The sequence below is a fragment of the Variovorax sp. GW821-FHT09D05 genome (genome assembly GCF_059416325.1).
The window spans coordinates 46,592-64,372 of the sequence record NZ_JBWKOZ010000008.1 but is presented as its reverse complement, the minus strand read 5'-3'; the positions used below and the strand labels follow the sequence as shown (position 1 = coordinate 64,372).

Here is a 17,781-nt window from a genome sequence, read left to right as displayed (position 1 = left end):
TGCTTACCTTGCGCGTGCCAGCCGCGGATCGAGCAGGTCGCGCAAGCCGTCGCCGAGCAGGTTCAGGCCCAGCACCGCGAGTGCGATGGCCATGCCGGGGAACACCGCGAGCAGGGGCGACTGGAACATCATCGTCTGCGCCTCGCTGAGCATGCGGCCCCACGAGGGTTGCGGTGGCTGAGTGCCCAGGCCCAGGTAGGAGAGAGCGGCTTCGGCCAGGATGGCGATGGCGAAGCGGATCGTGATCTGCACGATCAGCACGGCCGAGATGTTGGGCAGCACGTGCTGCATCGTGATCGCGAACGGGCCCTTGCCGCAGGCGCGTGCGGCGGCCACGTACTCGCGCGACCAGATCGCGTTGGCAGAAGCGCGCGTGATGCGCGCGAAGGTCGGGATGTTGTAGATGCCGATCGCGATGATCGCGTTGACGATGCCCGCGCCGAACACCGCCGTCATCATGATGGCGGAGAGGATCGCAGGGAAGGCGAGCGAGAAGTCGGTGAGCCGCATGATGGCTTCCTCGACCCAGCCGCGCTTCGCCGCCGCCAGCAGGCCCAGCGCGGTGCCGACCACGAGGCCGATGCCGACCGCGATCACGCCCACGAGAATTGATGCACGCGCGCCGACCAGCAGCAGCGAGGCCACATCGCGCCCGTAGGTGTCGGTGCCCAGCCAGTGCGCGCCCGTCGGCGGCTTCAGCTTGTTGGCCATGTCCATGTCGTAGGGCGACCAGGGTGTCCAGACCAGCGAAACGGCAGCGGCGAGCAGCAGGAGCAGCGTCAGCGCGCCGCCCAGCACGAAGCTGCGGTGGTGCAACGCGCGGCGCCAGAAGCCGGGGACCTTGAGCGCAGCAGCGCTCGGAGCTGTGATCGCGTTCATATGTCGCTGGCCTTGATGCGCGGGTCGATCACGGCATACAGCACGTCGACCACGAAGTTCACGATGACCACCATGGCCGCCAGCAGCATCACGCAGTTGCGCACCACGATCAGGTCGCGGTTGCTGATGGCCTGGAAGATCAGCCGGCCCAGGCCCGGCAGGTAGAACACGTTCTCCACCACGATGGTGCCGGCCAGCAGCTCGGAGAACTGCATGCCCATCACTGTAATGACAGGGATCATGGCGTTGCGCAGCACGTGGGTCCACAGCACCGCGCGCTGCGAGACGCCCTTGGCGCGGGCGGTGCGCACGAAGTCTTCGCGCATCACTTCAAGCACGGCCGAGCGCGTGATGCGCGCGAGGATCGCGGCTTGAACGACGGCAAGAGACAGTGCCGGCAGCAGCAGCGACTTGATGCCCGAGAAGATGCCTTCGCCCCATCCCTCGAAGCCGCCAGCGGAGAACCACTGCAGCTGCACCGAGAACACGAGGATCAGCAGGATGGCGAACCAGAAATTCGGGATCGCGATGCCGACCTGGGCCATGCCCATCAGGCCGACGTCGCCGAGCTTGTTGTGGCGGGCAGCGGCCGTAACGCCGACGAGCAGCGCAATCACGACGGTGAGTGCCATCGCCAGCATGGCCAGCGGCACGGTGAGCGCGAGGCGTTCGAGGATCAGGTCGAGCACCGGCGAGCTGTAGGCGTAGCTGTCGCCGAGGTTGCCGGTGAGCAGGCCGCCGATCCAGTGCCAGTAGCGTGTCCATGCGGGCTGGCCTAGGCCGAGCTTGGTGGCAAGGGCGGCCACTGCTTCGGGCGATGCGTCCGGCCCCATCAACATCTGCGCGGCGTTGCCGGGCAGGATCTCGAGGACGAGGAAAACGATGACCGAGGCGCCGATCAACGTGCCGATCAGCGTGGCGAGGCGCTTGAATAGAAACAGACTCATGGGGCGGGGCGCAGCATAACTGACTCCTGCAACAAGTGTGCCGTGAATGTGGCCTTTGTCATTCACAGGCGGCCCGCTTGGCCGAGCCCGCGATAATCGGGGGATGGCCCTCATGATCACCGACGAATGCATCAACTGCGATGTCTGCGAGCCCGAGTGCCCGAACGATGCGATTTACATGGGCGCGGAGTTCTACGAGATCGATCCGCACAAGTGCACCGAGTGCGTCGGCCATTTCGATGAGCCGCAGTGCGTGCAGATCTGCCCGGTGGCCTGCATTCCCCTGAATCCAGAGCACGTGGAAAGCCGCGAGACGCTGATGCAGAAGTACCAGCGCCTCACGGCGATCAAGGTGACGGCTGCTTCGACCGGCGCTTAGTCAGCCGACTTCCGCTTCTTTTTCTTGCGCTCAGGCGCGTCGCCGGCTGCCTTCGCGCTCTGGCCGCCGCTGAAGCTCATGCTGGATTTGCGCGGCTCGTTGGCCGCCTTGCGTGCGCGGTCGTGCTCCTTTTGCTCGGACATGGCGAGCCGTCTTTCCGCAAGGGCTGCGCTCCTGGCCTCCCGCGCAGCCCGCTGGTCGCGGTCATGGGCTGCTTTTTCCTGCGACAGGCGGGTGCGTTCCAGGCGGTCGGCGTGGGTTTGCGCGCTGCGTGTGCCGGTGTCGGCGGCCCGGCGGTCCTCGTCACTGCGGTGGTCGTTCACCTTCACCGTCTTGCCGCCTTCACAGGGCTGGTCGGAATAGGTGCTGCCGCAACGCCAGGTTTGAGCGGCGTTCTGGGCTGAGGCTCCCATGGATGCAGTGCAAATTGCTATTGAAAAGATAGCAATCACCGTCGCTCCTATTCTTTTTCTTCTTTTCTTCTCTTCACTCATTTTTTATTTCTCTCCCTCCTGCACTGCGATGGCCGGCTAGGTGGCGGCAGGCGTGCCCCCGTCGCCGGGCTCCCGCCGCGGCGGTTTGGGCCGGGGCGGTTTGCTCGTGTGAATGACCAGGGTCGCCTTCTCCATCTCGCCCGCCACCAGCGCGGGGATCGCGTGCAGGGTGCGAGTGATGGCGTCCTCGATCGCTTCGCGTTGTTCCTTCAGCGGCTTCTTGAGCACCCAGTTGACGACCTCCGACTTCACGCCGGGGTGTCCGATGCCCAGGCGCAGCCGCCAGTAGTCGCCGGTGCCCAACTGCGCGTGGATGTCGCGCAGTCCGTTGTGGCCGGCATGGCTGCCGCCGAACTTGAGCTTGACCTGGCCCGGGACCACGTCGAGCTCGTCGTGCGCCACGAGGATTTCCTCGGGCGCGATCTTGAAGAAACGGGCGAGGGCGGCCACCGACTTGCCAGACAGGTTCATGAAGGTCTGCGGCTCCAGCAGCCAGATGCTCTGGCCGCCGATGTTGGCGCGTGCCGCAAGGCCGTGGTAGCTGCGCTCGGGCACGAGATTGAGTTTCCACTCGCGCGCGAGGGCGTCGATCCACCAGAAGCCGGCGTTGTGCCGCGTGGCTTCGTACTCGGGGCCCGGATTTCCGAGGCCGACAAACAGCTTGATCATGGTCGTGGATTATCCCGTCGCCGGAAAAGCAGAAGGCCCGCACGGGGCGGGCCTTCTGCAGCAACGAATGCGAAAAAGCGAATTACTTCTTGGCAGGCGTCTTGGCAGCGGGGGTCTTGGCTGCTGGAGCGGCCTTGCCACCCTTGCCGGCCGGCGCTGCTGCGGCGGCTGCATCGGCAGCGCCTTCAGCGGGTGCGTCGACTTCTTCAGCCGCCGGCGACACGGCCGAAGCCAGCACCGGGTTGACCTTGCCGTGGCTGACCCACTTCACGCCCTTGGGCAGCTTGATGTCCTTCAGCGTGACGGTGCCGTTCTTCTTCAGGCCCGACAGGTCGACTTCGATGAACTCCGGCAGGTCGGTCGGCAGGCAGTTCAGTTCGAGTTCGGTCGTCACGTGATTGACCAGGTTCAGGTCGATCTTGACGGCTTCGGATTCTTCTTCACCCTTGAAGTGCAGCGGCACCTTCAGGGTCATGCGGGTCTTGGCATCGACGCGCTGGAAGTCGATGTGTTGCACCAGCTGGCGGAACGGGTGGTATTGCACGTCGCGCAGCAGAACCTTGCTGACGTTGCCGCCCAGTTCCATTTCGAGCACGCTCGAATGGAAGGCTTCCTTCTTCAGGGCGTGCCACAGCGCGTTGTGATCGATTTCGATCAGTTGCGGCTGGGTGTCACCACCGTAGACGATGCCGGGGGTCTTGCCCGAGATGCGGAGACGGCGGCTCGCACCCGTGCCCTGCTTTGCGCGCTCAAAAGCGACGAATTTCATAACTAGCTCCTGTGAGAGTCCACCGCGACCAGTGCGACTCCGGTTCAAAAAGGCTTCAGAAAAGAAGCCCGCTCTTTGGCTCGGGTCAGAACAGGTTGTCCTGGTCCGAGAACAAACTCATCACCGACTCGCCCTTGGCAATGCGCTGGATCGTTTCGGCGATCAGCGGTGCCACGGAGAGCTGGCGGATCTTTCCGCAGGCATTGGCGCCGTCGGAAAGGGGAATGGTGTTGGTCACGACCACTTCGTCCAGGGCCGAGCCCTGCGTGATGCGCTCGATGGCCGGGCCCGAGAAGATCGGGTGCGTGCAGTAGGCGTAGACGCTCTTGGCGCCGCGCTCTTTCAGCACTTCGGCTGCTTTGACCAGCGTGCCGGCCGTGTCGATCATGTCGTCCATGATCACGCAGTTGCGGCCGTCGATCTCGCCGATCACGTTCATGACTTCGCTGACGTTGGCCTTCGGGCGGCGCTTGTCGATGATGGCGAGGTCGCAGTTCAATTGCTTGGCCAGCGCACGGGCGCGAACCACGCCGCCGACGTCGGGCGAGACCACGATCAGGTCTTCGTAGTTCTTGGCGCGCAGGTCGCCGAGCAGCACCGGCGAGGCGTAGATGTTGTCGACGGGAATGTCGAAGAAGCCTTGAATCTGGTCGGCGTGCAGGTCCATCGTGAGCACGCGCTCGACACCGACGGTTTCCAGCAGGTTGGCCACGACCTTGGCCGAGATCGGCACGCGGCTCGAACGCGGGCGGCGGTCCTGGCGGGCATAGCCGAAATAGGGAATCACGGCGCTGATGCGTTCGGCCGAAGCGCGCTTGAGCGCGTCGACCATGATCAGCAGTTCCATCAGGTTTTCGTTGGTCGGTGCGCAGGTCGACTGCACCACGAACACATCGCGCGCCCGGACGTTCTGGTTGATCTCGACGGTGACTTCACCGTCGGAGAAGCGACCGACACGAGCGGCGCCCAGCGAGGTGCCGAGGTTGTGCGCGATTTCTGCAGCAAGGCCCGGATTGGCGTTGCCGGTGAAAACCATGAAATCAGGGTGATTAGCCTGCATGAGCGCGTCCCGGCAGTGCAAATTGGCTTAGGAAGCCGCCAAAAGGTTTGTGATGCGTGGCGGCCGGTGAGCCGCCGATTATTGCAGCGGGTGGGCTGCAAAAGAAGACTGCGGCCGTTGGGCCGCAGTCGTTGAAGATTTGGCAGGGGAGAAAGGATTCGAACCTTTGCATGCTGGAATCAAAATCCAGTGCCTTAACCAGCTTGGCGACTCCCCTACACGGGTCGATGGTTTTCACCATCAACCGATATATGTCGCATCGAACCGAATGAACGGTCCGATTATCTTCAGGTTGCCCATCCCAAGAGCGGATGGACTTCCAGGTTGCTGCATTGACGAACCTGCCAGCCTTCGGGGGCTTCGAGCAGTTCCGCTTCCTGCGGCGCTTGCGGCATCTTCGCGAACACCGAACTTCCGGAGCCGGTCATCCGGGCCTTCAACCCTTGGGCACCGAGCCATTCGATGGCGTCGGTGACGGCGGGGCAAAGTCGCTGGGCAACCGGCTGCAGGTCGTTGTGGCCGAAGTCGAAAACCGGGTTTCCCAGGTTCGTCGCTTCCAGCGATTCGCTATCTGCAGCAAAGCCCGAGATTATAGCAACAGGTGTGGCGCGTTGAAGATCGGAAGCCGAAAAAATTAATCGGGTATCGAGTCCCTCGGATGGTTTGACCACCGCGAAACGCGCCGACGGCAGTGTAACCGGTGTGATTTCCTCGCCGATGCCCTCGACCCACGCATTGCGGCCGCCAAGGAAGAAGGGCACGTCCGCGCCCAGCTTCAGGCCGATGTGGGCCAGCCGCGACAGAGGCAGATTCAGTCCCCACAGGCGGTTCAGTGCGAGCAGGCAGGTGGCGGCATCCGAAGAGCCGCCGCCCATGCCCGCCTGTGCCGGCACGTGCTTGGCCACGCTGATATGCGCGCCCTGGCCGGGCGCGGCGAAAGCCTGCAGGGCGCGTGCCGCGCGCAGGATCAGGTCGTCCGCGGGCAGCTCGGTCGTCAGGTCTTCGCGGCTCAGTTGCCCATCGCGCCGCAGTTCGACATGCAGCGTGTCGCACCAGTCGATCAGCATGAAGACCGACTGCAGCAGGTGGTAGCCGTCGTCGCGCTGGCCGGTGATGTGGAGGAAGAGATTGAGCTTGGCCGGCGCGGGAAGGTCGTAGATCGCCTTCATGACCGCTCGAACACGATGCGCAGGTCGGCCCGGGGGCTCGGCGATTCGCGCACGGCCTGCAGCCGTCCGTTGCCGAGCTGCGCAAGATCGGGCTTCCAGCCGGGAACGGGGTCGTTGCGGCCCGCGAGCCAGCCGAACAAGGCGCCGACCGGAATTGCAGCGCCGGTAGCGGCCTCGATCAGTTCGTCGACGGAGTCGAAGCGACGTGTCTTGCTGCCGTCTTTCAGCAGGGCCTCGCCCGGTGCCCAGTGCAGTTGCGCCAGCGTGCTGCCGATGGGTGTCGTGAGTGTGAGGTCGCCCGAGTCGGCGGAGCCGCGCAGCTCGAACAGCGCAGCGAAGGTCTGCACCGGCTCGCTCTCGATGCGCAGCGACATCCGGCCGCTCCAGCTGTCCGAAGTCTTCGGTGCGGAAGAGCCGCCCGACAGCTGCGCGCAGCCTGCCATCAGGAGAAAGGCAGCCCCGCCTGCCGCCAAAAGGGTACGGCGACCGTGGCCGGCCTGCGTTGGCACGAATGCCCCTGCGTGAGCCATGCTACGGCTTCACTCGCAGGCGTTTCAGCGTTTCCTGCAGCGTCTCGTTTTCGGCATCGCTCAGCAGGGCTTCCTTCCAGATCGTGACCGCGCGGTCTTTCTGGCCGGTGCTCCACAGGACTTCGCCGAAATGCGCGCCGATCTCGGGATCGGGCCGCGTCTTGTAGGCCGCTTCGAGGATGCGGATCGCCTCGGCCGTGTTGCCGAGCCGGAACTCGACCCAGCCCAGGCTGTCGGCAATGAACGGATCTTCCGGCGCCAGCTGCACAGCCTTCTGGATCAGCGTGCGCGCCTCGTCGAGCCGGATCTTGCGATCGGCGAACGAATAGCCCAGCGCGTTGTATGCGTTCTGGCTCTCGGGCTTGAGCTGGATGAGCCGGCGCAGCAGGCGCTCCATGTCGTCGAGGCGGTTGAGCTTCTCGGCGACCATGGCCTGGTCATAGACGAGGTCGCCGTCGTCCGGCGCCGCCGCCGAGGCCTGGGCGAGCATGTCGTAGGCCGCCTGGTATTGCTTCGCATCGCGCAGCAGTTGCACTTCGGCAAGGAATTTCTGCTTCTTGTCGTCGGGCGTGCGCTCGGGCAGGCCGCGAATGATTTCGCGCGCCTGGGGCAGCTTGCCCTGACGGGCCAGCAGCGCTGCGCGGCGGGTTTGCGCGGCCACCAGTTCGTCCGGGCCGTCGACGCGCGCGAGCCAGCGCTCGGCCGCCGTGAAGTCCTTGCGCCGTTCCGCCAGTTGCGACAGCGCGAAGTACGCCTGCGACACACCGCGCTTGCGGTCGGCGGCGTCATTGGCATCGCCATCGGCGTCCTTGTTGGCGCTGCGGCTGCCCGACAGTTCGATGAAGCGTTTGATCGAAGTCTCGGCTGCGGCGTCCTGTTTGGCCTGCATCTGGAGGCTGCCGAGCAGCAGCCATGGCTCAGCCAGCTCAGGCCGCGAGGTGGTCACTGCCTGGAGTTGCGTGGTGGCATCGTTGAAGCGCCGGTCCTCGACGAGCGCGCGGGCGTAGGCAATGCGCAGGTCGGGCGTGGCCTTCGGGTTGTTGTTCAGGTAGCGGGTGACGATTGGCTCGGCGAGCGGCTGGCCGGGGTCGATCATTTCGAGCGCCAATGCAGCGGGTGCATCGGAGCTCGGGTCGATCTCCTGGCCCTTGCGCGCGGCTTCCAGTGCGCCGGAAGCATCGCCTGCATTCAGGCGCAGCCGGCCGACGGTGGCCCAGGCCAGTCCGCCGGTGGTCGGGTTCTTCAGCTCGTCGACCAGGGCCTGCTCGACCACCGAGGCGGCCAGCTTCTTGTCGGCGGCGCGCGAGTAATTGCGCACGATCACAGCCATCAGCAGCGGGCGTTCGATCTGCGACGTGGCCGCCACTTCGGCACGCAGCGGTTCGACGGTTTCGCTGATGCGATTCAGCGCGATCAGGATCTGCAGCTCGATGCGGCGTGCATCGCGCGAAGTCGGCAATGCTTCCTGCCATGCGCGTGCGGCGGCGAGGGCCGCATCGCCGGAGCGCGATTGCAGGGCGATCTCGACCGCGCGCTGGAACAGCTTGCCGTCGCGCAGCCGGCGGGCGGCATCGAGCACCAGCGCGTAGCCGGAGCCGGGATCTCCGGAGCGGGCGGTCATCTCGCCCATCAGGATCTCGTAGAACAGGTCGGCCGTCAGCGCGGAGGGCTGCGGCGCGGGTTCGCTGGCGGCCTTGGCCGTGATGGGCTTGGGCCTTGTCGAGGGCTTCGGCTGTGCCGATTGTTCGATGGTCAGCGCAGGGCCGTTGGGGGTTGCAGGGGCGGAAGATTGTGCGTGAACCGCACAAGCCAGCAAGGCGAGAGACGCGGCCGCCGCAAGGCGGTGTCGGCGGGGCGAAAGATTCATCCGACCATAATAATCCAGGCTTTTGAACGAACCTTGCGTGGGGCTTAGTCAACGCCGCATTTGCCGGAGATTTACTTTTCATGCCTGAGCTTCCCGAAGTCGAAGTCACCCGTCGCGGCTTTGCCGACCGCATCGCGGGCGCACGCATCGACGCGGTGCGCATCGGCAAGCCCCTGCGCTGGGCCCTGATGGTGCTGCCCGAGGCGCTGGTCGGGCGGCAGGTGCGCGAGGTGCGGCGGCGCGGCAAGTACCTGCTGATCGATCTCGATCGCGGCATCCTGCTGTTGCACCTGGGCATGTCGGGCAGCCTGCGTTTCGACGCGGCATTGCCGTCGCCCGGGTCGCACGACCATTTCGACCTGGTCACGGACCGAGGCACGCTGCGGCTCAACGATCCGCGCCGCTTCGGCGCCGTGGTCTACGTGGAAGACGAGGCCGCCCCATGGGCGATCAAGCTGCTCGGCGGCCTTGGCATGGAGCCGCTGGGCGATGCCTTCGACCTCGACGCCTTCCACGCTGGCCTGAAGAAGCGCAAGAGCGCCGTCAAGCAGGTGCTGCTGGCGGGCGACGTGGTGGTGGGCGTGGGCAACATCTACGCGTCGGAGGCGCTGTTTCAGGCGGGCATCCGGCCGACGCTGTCGGCGGCACGTATCAGCCGTCCGCGGGCGGCCAAGCTTCATGCGGCCGTGCGCGAAATCCTGGCCCGGGCGGTGGAGAAGGGCGGCAGCACGCTACGAGATTTCTCCAATGTGGATGGGCAGAATGGCTATTTCCAGCTCGAAGCGACCGTTTATGGCCGTGCCGGCGAGCCCTGTCGGGTTTGTGCAACGCCGATCCGGCAGCTGCGCCAGGGGCAGCGCTCCACCTACTATTGCCCCAATTGCCAGAAGTAGGCGCCTGGTCCGGATGTCGGATTCAGACGTGGATCTCAGGAGAAACAATTTGGAGACGTTGGTTGTTCGCCTCCCGATGCTATATTTGTAAATTGTTTCTTACATATTTCCCTTGAGCCGCTCCTTCAACCAACAACTCGATCAGCACGGTGCGTGGCGGAGCAATTTCGCTCACCGGCTGCAGTGGCTGTCCCGCTGGCTGACCGAGAACGAGCTGCTCGACCAGGCAGTGGCGGAGCGCCTGCGCGGGCTCGAAACGCAGATCCGTACCAGCAAGGTCATGGTCGCCTTCGTGGCCGAGTTCTCGCGCGGCAAGTCGGAGCTGATCAACGCGATCTTCTTTGCCGGCTACGGGCGGCGCATCATGCCTGCGAGCGCCGGCCGCACCACGATGTGCCCGACCGAGCTGGGCTACGACGCCGCGCTCGCGCCCAAGCTGCGCCTGCTGCCCATCGAGACCCGGCTGGAGCCGCATTCGTTGGCCCATTGGCGCGAAAAGCCAACGCGCTGGACCGAGATAGCTATCGACGTCGGCAACGCCGAGCATCTGGCGCAGGCCATGAGCAAAGTGGCCGAGGTGCGCTGGGTCGCCAAGGATGAAGCGCGCACGCTGGGCTTCTGGAACGACGACACCCCCGACGACAACCCGGTGCAGGACGCCGAAGGCCGCGTCGAAATTCCGCGCTGGCGCCACGCGGTGCTGAACATGCCGCACCCGCTGCTGGAACAGGGGCTGGTGATTCTCGACACCCCGGGCCTGAACGCGATCGGCGCCGAGCCCGAACTCACGGTGAGCCTGATTCCGCAGGCGCACGCCGTGGTCTTCATCCTGGGCGCCGAAACCGGCGTGACGCGCTCCGATCTCTCGATCTGGCGCGAGCACCTGATCACCGAGGACGAAGGCAACGACACGCGCTTCGTGGTGCTCAACAAGATCGACACGATGTGGGACACGCTGAGCACGCCCTCGCACATCGAGCAGCAGATCGAACGCCAGCGCGAAGGCGCGGCCCGTTTGCTCGAAGTGCCGCTGGCGCAGGTGCTGCCGGTGTCCGCGCAAAAGGGGCTGCAGGCCAAGATCCAGCACGACGGCCAGTTGCTGCAGGCCAGCCGCCTGCCGGCGCTTGAATCGTTGCTGGCCGAAGGCGTGCTCGGCAAGCGCGAAACCATGCTGCGGCTCGCGGTCGACGCGGGCATGACCGCGCTGCGCGCCGAGGCCGAGCGCATCTTGAAAGTGCGCCAGCGCGACCTGGCCGAGCAGGCTCTCGAACTGCAGGGGCTGCGCGGCAAGAACGTATCGGTGATCCGCCACATGCGTGCGCGCATCGACCAGGAACATGCCGAGTTCGAAGGCAGCAACACGCGCATCCTGGCGCTGCGCTCGGTGCAGGGCAAGCTGCTGCGCGAGGTGTATGCCGTGCTCGGCCGCACTGCACTCAAGGCCGACATGGTGCGGCTGTCGGCCGCGCTCAAGCGCCCGGGCGTCAAGTTCAACGTCCGCAAGGTGTACGGCGAGACTTTCGATTCGCTGCGCAACAACCTGCGCGAGGTGCAGGCGACCACGGCCGAGATCCAGTCGATGCTGCATGCCACCTTCCGCCAGCTGAATGCCGAGCAGGGCTTCACCCTGCAGGCGCCGGCCGAGCCCGACCTGACGGGCTTCGAGCAGGAGCTGGGACAGATCGAACGCAGCCACATCCACTACCTGGGCGTGGGCAACCTGCTGAAGCTCGCGCAGGCCGATTTCTGCGACAAGCTGGTTCGCGCGCTGGCCAGCCGGCTGCGGCTCGTCAACGAAGCAGCCATGACCGAGGTCGAGCGCTGGAGCAAGGGCGCGAGCGCGCAGATCGACGCGCAGCTCAAGGAGCGCCGCCGCAACTTCAGCAAGCGCATCGAGGCGATCGAGCGCATCCAGAGCGCGGCGGGCAATCTCGACGAACGGCTGATCGAACTGGCCGCGCAGGAAAGCAATCTCGCCGAGCTTCATGTGCAGCTGCGCGAGTTCACTTCGCTGATCGCGCAGCACGGAAAGCCGCAGGTCGCGGCGACTGTCGGCGAGCTGCGTGCGGCCTGAAGCTTCCGCCTCCACGGCGGTTGCTGGCTTGCAATTGCCCCCGGATTTCGCAGCGCAGATCGTGAGCTGGCAGCGCAGCCACGGGCGCAGCCAGTTGCCGTGGCAGAACACCCGCGACCCGTACCGCGTGTGGCTGTCGGAGGTGATGCTCCAGCAGACACAGGTGACGACGGTGCTCGGCTACTTCGCGCGCTTTCTCGAACGCTTTCCCGACGTGAAGGCGCTGGCCGCCGGCACCGAGGACGAGGTATTCGGGCTCTGGAGCGGGCTGGGCTACTACAGCCGCGCACGCAACATGCATCGCTGCGCGCAAGAGGTGGTCGCGCGCTTCGGCGGCGAGTTTCCTCGCACCGCCGCCGAGCTCGTCACCTTGCCCGGCATCGGCCGCTCGACCTCCGCGGCCATTGCCGCCTTCTGCTTCGGCGAGCGCGTGGCGATCCTCGACGGCAACGTGAAGCGCGTGCTGACGCGCGTGCTTGGCTTTGCGGGCGACATGTCTTCGGCGGCGCAGGAGCGTGCGCTGTGGGACCTGGCAACGCAATTGCTGCCGCCGGCAGAGCAGAAGGAAGCCATCGCGAGCTACACGCAAGGCGTGATGGACCTGGGCGCCACGGTGTGCCTGCCGCGCAAGCCGAGCTGCATGATTTGCCCGGTCAACAAGACCTGCGCGGCCCTGCGGGAAGGCGCGCCGGAGCGCTACCCCGTCAAGACCCGCAAGCTCAAGCGCAGTGCACAGTCGCTCTGGGTGCTGCTGGCGCGCGATGCGCAAGGCCGCGTGTGGCTGGAGAAGCGGCCGTCGAAGGGCATCTGGGCCGGGCTCTATTGCCTGCCCGTGTTCGACAGCCGCGAAGATCTTCTGGCTGCACTGCCGACGGCCGCGCGACGCGGCGTGCAGGACCTGCCGGCCTTCGTGCATGTGCTGACCCACAAGGACCTGCATCTGCATCCTGTGCAGCTTCAGGGCGGCCAGCCGCAAGGCGATGGCGCGCGATGGGTCGAGGCCGAGGAGTGGGGCCGGTTGGGCCTGCCGGCGCCGATGCGCAAGCTGCTGGAAGGTAGCGAGGCTTAATCAGCCGATCTTTAGTCGGCGGATCAGTCCAGTCAGGCCGCGTCGAGTTCGCGGTGCCGCTTGAGCGCACCCCAGCGCGCACCGAACGAGCGCGCCAGCTGCTCGACCAGGAACACCGAACGGTGCTGCCCGCCCGTGCACCCGATGGCCACCGTCACATAGCTGCGATGGTCGCGCGCCAGTGCATCGAGCCAATGCGTGAGGAACTGTTCGATGTCGTTGTACATGCGCGCTACGTCGTCGTGCTCGCGCAGCCATTCGATCACCGGCTCGTCGCGGCCCGTGAGCGGGCGCAGCGCGGGCACATAGTGCGGGTTGGGCAGCATGCGCACGTCGAACACGTAGTCCGCATCGAGCGGCACGCCGCGCTTGAAGGCGAACGATTCGAACACCAGCGTCAGCGCGCTTTGCGGTGCCGAGATCAGCGACTTGATGTAGCTCTGCAGCTGCGCCGGCCGGATCAGGCTCGTGTCGATCACGTCGGCGCCGTCGCGCAGGTCGGCCAGCAATTCGCGTTCGAGCTCGATGGCCTGCATCAGCACGCGGTGCTGTTCGGGCACGTCGGTGCGGCCCTCCTGGCGCGAGAGCGGGTGGCGGCGGCGGGTTTCCGAATAGCGGCGCAGCAGGGCGTCGGTGGTCGCGTCGAGGAACAGCGAACGCAGCGAGATCTCGCCGTCGCGCCGCAGCGCTTCGAGCTGCTGCGGAACGATCGGCAGCGAGACGCCGCTGCGCACGTCCATGGCAATGGCCACGCGCGGCGTCTGCTGTTCGTGCTGCAAGGCGATGAAGGATGTCAGCAGTTCGGGCGGCAGGTTGTCGACGCAGTAGTAGCCAGCGTCTTCCAGCGCATGCAGGGCCACCGACTTGCCGGAGCCCGACATGCCCGTGATGAGCACGAGGTCGAGGTTCATGGCGCGGTCACCGAGGTCTTGTGGCCGAGCATTTCGCGTGCGTGCGCGAGCGAGGTTTGCGAGACCTTCTCACCGCCCAGCATGCGGGCGATTTCCTTGGCGCGGTTGTCATCGTCGAGGCGCGACACGCCGCTCTCGGTGCGCGGGCTGTCCTTGCCGGCTGCTGCCGTCTGGCGCTTGGCCACAACGAGGTGATGGTCGGCACAGGCGGCCACCTGGGGCAGGTGGGTCACGGCGAGAACCTGGCGGTCGCGGCCAAGCTGCTTCATGAGGCGGCCGACGGTCTCGGCGACCGCACCGCCGACGCCGGCATCGACCTCGTCGAAGATCAGCGTCTGCGCCGCGCCGAGCTGGCTGGTGGTGACGGCGATGGCCAGCGCAATGCGCGACAGTTCGCCGCCCGAGGCCACCTTGCCGATGGCGCGCGGCGTGCTGCCGGTGTGGCCGGCCACGAGAAAGGCCACGTCTTCGAGGCCGGCACGGCTGGGCTGCGCCAGCGGCTGCAGTTCGACGTCGAAGCGTCCGCCCTGCATGCCGAGACCCTGCATCGCATCGGTGACGGCTTGAGCGAGGCGCGGCGCAGCTTGCTTGCGGACCTTGCCGAGCGCCTTGGCTTCCTTCATGTAGGCCTGCTGTGCGTTCTGTTCTGCGCGCTCAAGCCCTTCGAGATCGCTTTGCGCATCCAGCGCCTGCAGTTCGGCCTGCCAGCCGGCGAGCAGCGCCGGCAGTTCGGCGGGCGGGCGCTTGTAGCGGCGCGCGAGCGACATCCACAGGCCCATGCGCTCGTCCAGCTCGGCCAGGGTTTGCGGATCGGTGTCGGCATCGCGCAGGTAGCCGTGCAGCGTGTGGGCAGCGTCGGAGGCCTGGGCTACGCATGAGGCGAGCACTTCGCCCAGCGCGCGGAACTCGGGCTCGATGTGCTCGCAGTTCTGCAGCAGCGTGAGCGCGCGCGTAAGCGCGGGGAGGGCGCCGTTGTCGTCGTCTTCCAGTGCCTGGCTGGCACCCTGGGCCGCGTCGATCAGGGCCTGCGCGTTGGAGATGCGCGAGTGGTTGGTCGACAGCTCTTCCCACTCGTCGACGCCCGGTGCGAGCTTGGCGACTTCGGAGATCTGCCACTGCAGCCGCTCGCGCTCGCGCTGCAGCGAGTCTTGCGCCGAGCGCGCGTGTTCGAGTGCGGAAAGTGCCTGCCGCCAGCTTTGCCACGCGGCGTCGAGCGCATCGGTGCGCACGCCTGCGTAGGCGTCGAGCAGGCCGCGCACTGCCTCAGGCCGCGTCAGGCTTTGCCAGGCGTGCTGGCCGTGGATGTCGAGCAGGCAGTCGCCGAGCTCGCGCAACTGCGTGGCCGTGGCTGGGCTGCCGTTGATCCAGCCGCGGCTGCGACCCTGCAGGTCGACGGTGCGGCGCAGCAGCAGCGCGTCGCCGGCTTCGAAGCCGCCTTCGTCGAGCCAGGTGTCCAGGGCGGGGTCGGCGTCGAATTCGGCGCTCACGTCGAGCCGCTCGGCGCCTTCGCGCACCGCGCCAGCGTCAGCGCGGTTGCCTAGCGCCAGTTGCAGCGCGTCGATCAGGATGGATTTGCCCGCGCCGGTTTCGCCGGTCAATACCGTGAAGCCGCCGGACAGGTCGAGTTCGAGTGATCGCACGATCACGAAGTCGCGCAGTGCGATGCGTCGCAGCGCCATTTCAGGAGCCCCCTTCGTTCCAATGAAGTTTCTTGCGCAAGGTGTCGAAATAGCTCCAGCCGCGCGGGTGCAAGAAGCGCACGCGGAAATCGGAGCGGCGCACCACCACGCGGTCGCCGATGGCGAGCGAGGCCAGCGACTGCATGTCGAAATTGGCGCTGGCGTCGCGCCCGCCCACCAGCTCGATCACGATCTCGTCGGCATCGGGCAGCAGCACGGGGCGGTTCGACAGCGTGTGCGGTGCGATCGGCACCAGCACCCAGCCTGGCACGGCCGGATGCAGCAGCGGCCCACCGGCCGACAGAGCGTAGGCCGTCGAGCCTGTGGGCGTGGCGATGATCAGGCCGTCGGCGCGCTGATTGGCCACGAAATGGCGGCCCACCGATACGCGCAACTCGACCATGCCGGAGGTGGCGCCGCGATTGACGACCACGTCGTTCATGGCGAGCGCGTCGAACACCGAGGCGCCATCGCGCACGACCTGCGCATGCATCAGGCTGCGGTGGTCTTCCTCGTACTCGCCGGCCAGCATCGGGATCAGCGTGGCCTGGTAGTTGTCGAGCGGAATGTCGGTGATGAAGCCGAGCCGGCCGCGGTTGATGCCGATCAGCGGGATGCCATAGCTGGCGAGCTGCCGGCCGATGCCGAGCATGGTGCCGTCGCCGCCGACCACCAGGCCGAGGTCGCAGCGCTGGCCGATTTCCTCGACGCTCAGGGCTTCGTAGCGTGGATGGGCAGGGGCGCCGTCATCGTCTTCCTCGCAGGTCGAGCGCTCGACGAACACCGTGCAGCCTTGCGATTCGAGGAAGGCGCCAATGCCTTCCATGACGCCGTCGCGCGAGTCCGCCTGCGCCCGGGCGCCGGAAGCCTGGTATTTGCCGATCAGGGCGACGTGACGAAAGCGAGAGGTCATATCTCACAAATTACAACACTAAAATCTTGCAATGCTGGACGACCGTGCCAAGTTGCTGCTCAAGACGCTCGTCGAGCGCTACATCGCCGACGGGCAACCCGTCGGCTCGCGCACGCTGTCGCGTTCCTCGGGGCTCGATCTGTCGCCAGCGACCATCCGCAACGTCATGTCCGACCTCGAGGCGCTGGGGCTGATCGCCAGCCCGCACACCTCGGCCGGCCGCATTCCGACGCACCGTGGATACCGCCTCTTCGTCGACACCATGCTGACCGCGCAGCGCGAACAGATGAGCACGCCGAGCCTCGCGCCCGACCAGCCGCAGAAAGTGATCGCCAATGCGGCGCATCTGCTGTCGAACCTGTCGCAGTTCGTTGGCGTGGTGATGGCGCCGCGGCGCGCTTCGGTGTTCAAGCAGATCGAGTTCCTGAAGCTCTCTGACCGGCGCCTGCTGGTGATCATCGTCTCGCCCGATGGCGACGTGCAAAACAGGGTGATCTTTCCGGAGGCCGACTATTCGCAGTCGCAGCTGGTCGAGGCCTCGAACTACATCAACGCGCACTATGCGGGGCTGACCATCGAGCAGGTGCGCGATCGTCTCCAGTCCGAGGTCGAAAAGCTGCGTGGCGAGATCGCTGCGCTGATGCAGGCCGCGGTGCAGGTCAGCTCCGAAGTGCTGAACGAGGCGCAGGAAGACGACGTCGTGATCTCGGGCGAGCGCAACCTGCTGGCGGTGAGCGATTTTTCCAGCGACATGGGGCAGTTGCGCCGTGCCTTCGAACTCTTCGAGCAGAAGGCCCAGTTGATGCGCCTGCTCGACGTGTCGAGCAAGGCCGAAGGGGTGCGCATCTTCATTGGCGGCGAAAGCCAGGTGGTGCCCTTCGAAGAACTCTCCATCGTCAGCGCCAACTACGAGGTCGATGGACAGGTCGTGGGTACGCTGGGCGTGATCGGGCCGACGCGCATGCCCTACGAGCGCATGATCCAGATCGTCGACATCACGTCGCGCCTGGTGAGCAATGCGCTGAGCCATCGCAAGTAGGCGCTGCGGCGCGAATAGAATCGTGCCGCGTGGGCCGTTAGCTCAGTTGGTTAGAGCAGCGGACTCATAATCCGTTGGTCGATGGTTCAAGCCCATCACGGCCTACCACCGCTTCTTGTTTTGCCCGTTTTCGGAACGAGCCTCAGAACAGGCTATAATCGAAGGCTTAGCGGCTGTAGCTCAGTTGGATAGAGTACTTGGCTACGAACCAAGGGGTCGTGGGTTCAATTCCTGCCAGCCGCACCATCTCCAGAAATGCCCGGAAGATTCATCTTCCGGGCATTTTTCTTTTGTGCCTTCGCGTGGATTCGGCCGGGCAAATGCAAAAAGGGCCGAAGAAAGCGGGCTATAATTGCAAGCTGTGCGGCTGTAGCTCAGTTGGATAGAGTACTTGGCTACGAACCAAGGGGTCGTGGGTTCAATTCCTGCCAGCCGCACCA

17 protein-coding genes and 4 tRNA genes are annotated in these 17,781 nt (G+C 65.8%); 8 read left to right on the top strand and 13 right to left on the bottom strand.

Annotated features, from left to right (window positions below):
- Window positions 1-3: 3 nt before the first annotated feature.
- Together AC07O3_RS21810 and AC07O3_RS21805 are read right to left on the bottom strand one after the other, a co-directional pair.
- Entirely contained in the window at window positions 4-879 is an 876-nt protein-coding gene (locus tag AC07O3_RS21810; RefSeq protein ID WP_093079464.1) for an ABC transporter permease, read from the bottom strand.
- Window positions 876-1,826 (bottom strand): ABC transporter permease, encoded by a 951-nt coding sequence (locus AC07O3_RS21805; protein WP_495340327.1) that lies wholly within the window; start codon window positions 1,824-1,826, stop codon window positions 876-878. The genes AC07O3_RS21810 and AC07O3_RS21805 overlap by 4 nt, the downstream gene beginning before the upstream one ends.
- 103 nt (window positions 1,827-1,929) lie before the next feature.
- Here AC07O3_RS21805 and AC07O3_RS21800 point away from each other — a divergent pair, with 103 nt between their 5' ends.
- Window positions 1,930-2,205 carry a YfhL family 4Fe-4S dicluster ferredoxin gene (locus tag AC07O3_RS21800; protein ID WP_093059717.1) on the top strand — a complete coding sequence of 92 codons (276 nt, stop codon included), beginning with the start codon at window positions 1,930-1,932 and terminating at the stop codon, window positions 2,203-2,205.
- Here AC07O3_RS21800 and AC07O3_RS21795 read toward each other — a convergent pair.
- The 8 genes from AC07O3_RS21795 to AC07O3_RS21760 all read right to left on the bottom strand — a co-directional run bounded on the left by AC07O3_RS21795 (window position 2,202) and on the right by AC07O3_RS21760 (window position 8,763).
- Entirely contained in the window at window positions 2,202-2,699 is a 498-nt protein-coding gene (locus AC07O3_RS21795) for a hypothetical protein (RefSeq protein ID WP_495340326.1), read from the bottom strand. The genes AC07O3_RS21800 and AC07O3_RS21795 overlap by 4 nt on opposite strands.
- 36 nt (window positions 2,700-2,735) lie before the next feature.
- The gene (gene pth / locus AC07O3_RS21790; RefSeq protein WP_093059713.1) at window positions 2,736-3,368 is read right to left on the bottom strand and encodes an aminoacyl-tRNA hydrolase; all 633 of its coding nucleotides are present in this window, start codon (window positions 3,366-3,368) and stop codon (window positions 2,736-2,738) included.
- Window positions 3,369-3,450: 82 nt separating this feature from the next.
- Window positions 3,451-4,137, bottom strand: coding sequence for a 50S ribosomal protein L25/general stress protein Ctc (locus AC07O3_RS21785; RefSeq protein ID WP_093059712.1), 687 nt, complete (start codon window positions 4,135-4,137; stop codon window positions 3,451-3,453).
- Window positions 4,138-4,222: 85 nt separating this feature from the next.
- A complete protein-coding gene (locus AC07O3_RS21780) occupies window positions 4,223-5,197 on the bottom strand; it encodes a ribose-phosphate pyrophosphokinase (RefSeq protein ID WP_081269883.1) in 975 nt (324 codons plus the stop codon).
- Between the two features lie 140 nt (window positions 5,198-5,337).
- Window positions 5,338-5,414: transfer RNA gene (locus tag AC07O3_RS21775), tRNA-Gln, on the bottom strand.
- A gap of 70 nt (window positions 5,415-5,484) precedes the next feature.
- Window positions 5,485-6,366 carry a 4-(cytidine 5'-diphospho)-2-C-methyl-D-erythritol kinase gene (ispE, locus tag AC07O3_RS21770; protein ID WP_495340325.1) on the bottom strand — a complete coding sequence of 294 codons (882 nt, stop codon included), beginning with the start codon at window positions 6,364-6,366 and terminating at the stop codon, window positions 5,485-5,487.
- Window positions 6,363-6,809 carry a lipoprotein insertase outer membrane protein LolB gene (locus tag AC07O3_RS21765; protein ID WP_256331015.1) on the bottom strand — a complete coding sequence of 149 codons (447 nt, stop codon included), beginning with the start codon at window positions 6,807-6,809 and terminating at the stop codon, window positions 6,363-6,365. Before AC07O3_RS21765 ends, ispE begins: the two co-directional genes overlap by 4 nt.
- 88 nt (window positions 6,810-6,897) lie before the next feature.
- Window positions 6,898-8,763, bottom strand: a complete 1,866-nt coding sequence (locus AC07O3_RS21760) for a tetratricopeptide repeat protein (protein ID WP_093059708.1) — start codon at window positions 8,761-8,763, stop codon at window positions 6,898-6,900.
- Between the two features lie 80 nt (window positions 8,764-8,843).
- Here AC07O3_RS21760 and mutM point away from each other — a divergent pair, with 80 nt between their 5' ends.
- The 3 genes from mutM (at window position 8,844) to mutY (ending at window position 12,799) form a co-directional block, all read left to right on the top strand.
- Window positions 8,844-9,656, top strand: coding sequence for a bifunctional DNA-formamidopyrimidine glycosylase/DNA-(apurinic or apyrimidinic site) lyase (gene mutM, locus AC07O3_RS21755; RefSeq protein ID WP_093059706.1), 813 nt, complete (start codon window positions 8,844-8,846; stop codon window positions 9,654-9,656).
- A 112-nt stretch (window positions 9,657-9,768) separates the two neighbouring features.
- Window positions 9,769-11,730, top strand: coding sequence for a dynamin family protein (locus AC07O3_RS21750; RefSeq protein ID WP_093059704.1), 1,962 nt, complete (start codon window positions 9,769-9,771; stop codon window positions 11,728-11,730).
- Between the two features lie 34 nt (window positions 11,731-11,764).
- Entirely contained in the window at window positions 11,765-12,799 is a 1,035-nt protein-coding gene (gene mutY / locus AC07O3_RS21745; RefSeq protein ID WP_093081834.1) for an A/G-specific adenine glycosylase, read from the top strand.
- Window positions 12,800-12,831: 32 nt separating this feature from the next.
- Here mutY and rapZ read toward each other — a convergent pair whose 3' ends face one another.
- From rapZ to AC07O3_RS21730, 3 genes are read right to left on the bottom strand one after another with little or no spacing between them, the layout of a single operon-like run.
- Entirely contained in the window at window positions 12,832-13,710 is an 879-nt protein-coding gene (gene rapZ / locus AC07O3_RS21740; RefSeq protein ID WP_093059700.1) for an RNase adapter RapZ, read from the bottom strand.
- Window positions 13,707-15,389: a DNA repair protein RecN gene (recN, locus tag AC07O3_RS21735; RefSeq protein ID WP_495340324.1), complete on the bottom strand. Its 1,683-nt coding sequence runs from the start codon at window positions 15,387-15,389 to the stop codon at window positions 13,707-13,709. Before recN ends, rapZ begins: the two co-directional genes overlap by 4 nt.
- A gap of 1 nt (window position 15,390) precedes the next feature.
- Window positions 15,391-16,302, bottom strand: coding sequence for an NAD kinase (locus AC07O3_RS21730; RefSeq protein WP_093059696.1), 912 nt, complete (start codon window positions 16,300-16,302; stop codon window positions 15,391-15,393).
- A gap of 31 nt (window positions 16,303-16,333) precedes the next feature.
- On the opposite strand from AC07O3_RS21730, the gene hrcA reads away from it, so the two are divergent.
- From hrcA to AC07O3_RS21710, 4 genes are all read left to right on the top strand, one after another.
- Complete coding sequence (gene hrcA / locus AC07O3_RS21725) at window positions 16,334-17,341, top strand: heat-inducible transcriptional repressor HrcA (RefSeq protein WP_093059694.1); 1,008 nt, start codon at window positions 16,334-16,336, stop codon at window positions 17,339-17,341.
- Between the two features lie 31 nt (window positions 17,342-17,372).
- Window positions 17,373-17,449 (top strand) — tRNA-Ile (locus AC07O3_RS21720).
- A 61-nt stretch (window positions 17,450-17,510) separates the two neighbouring features.
- Window positions 17,511-17,587, top strand: a tRNA-Arg gene (locus AC07O3_RS21715).
- Between the two features lie 117 nt (window positions 17,588-17,704).
- Window positions 17,705-17,781: transfer RNA gene (locus AC07O3_RS21710), tRNA-Arg, on the top strand.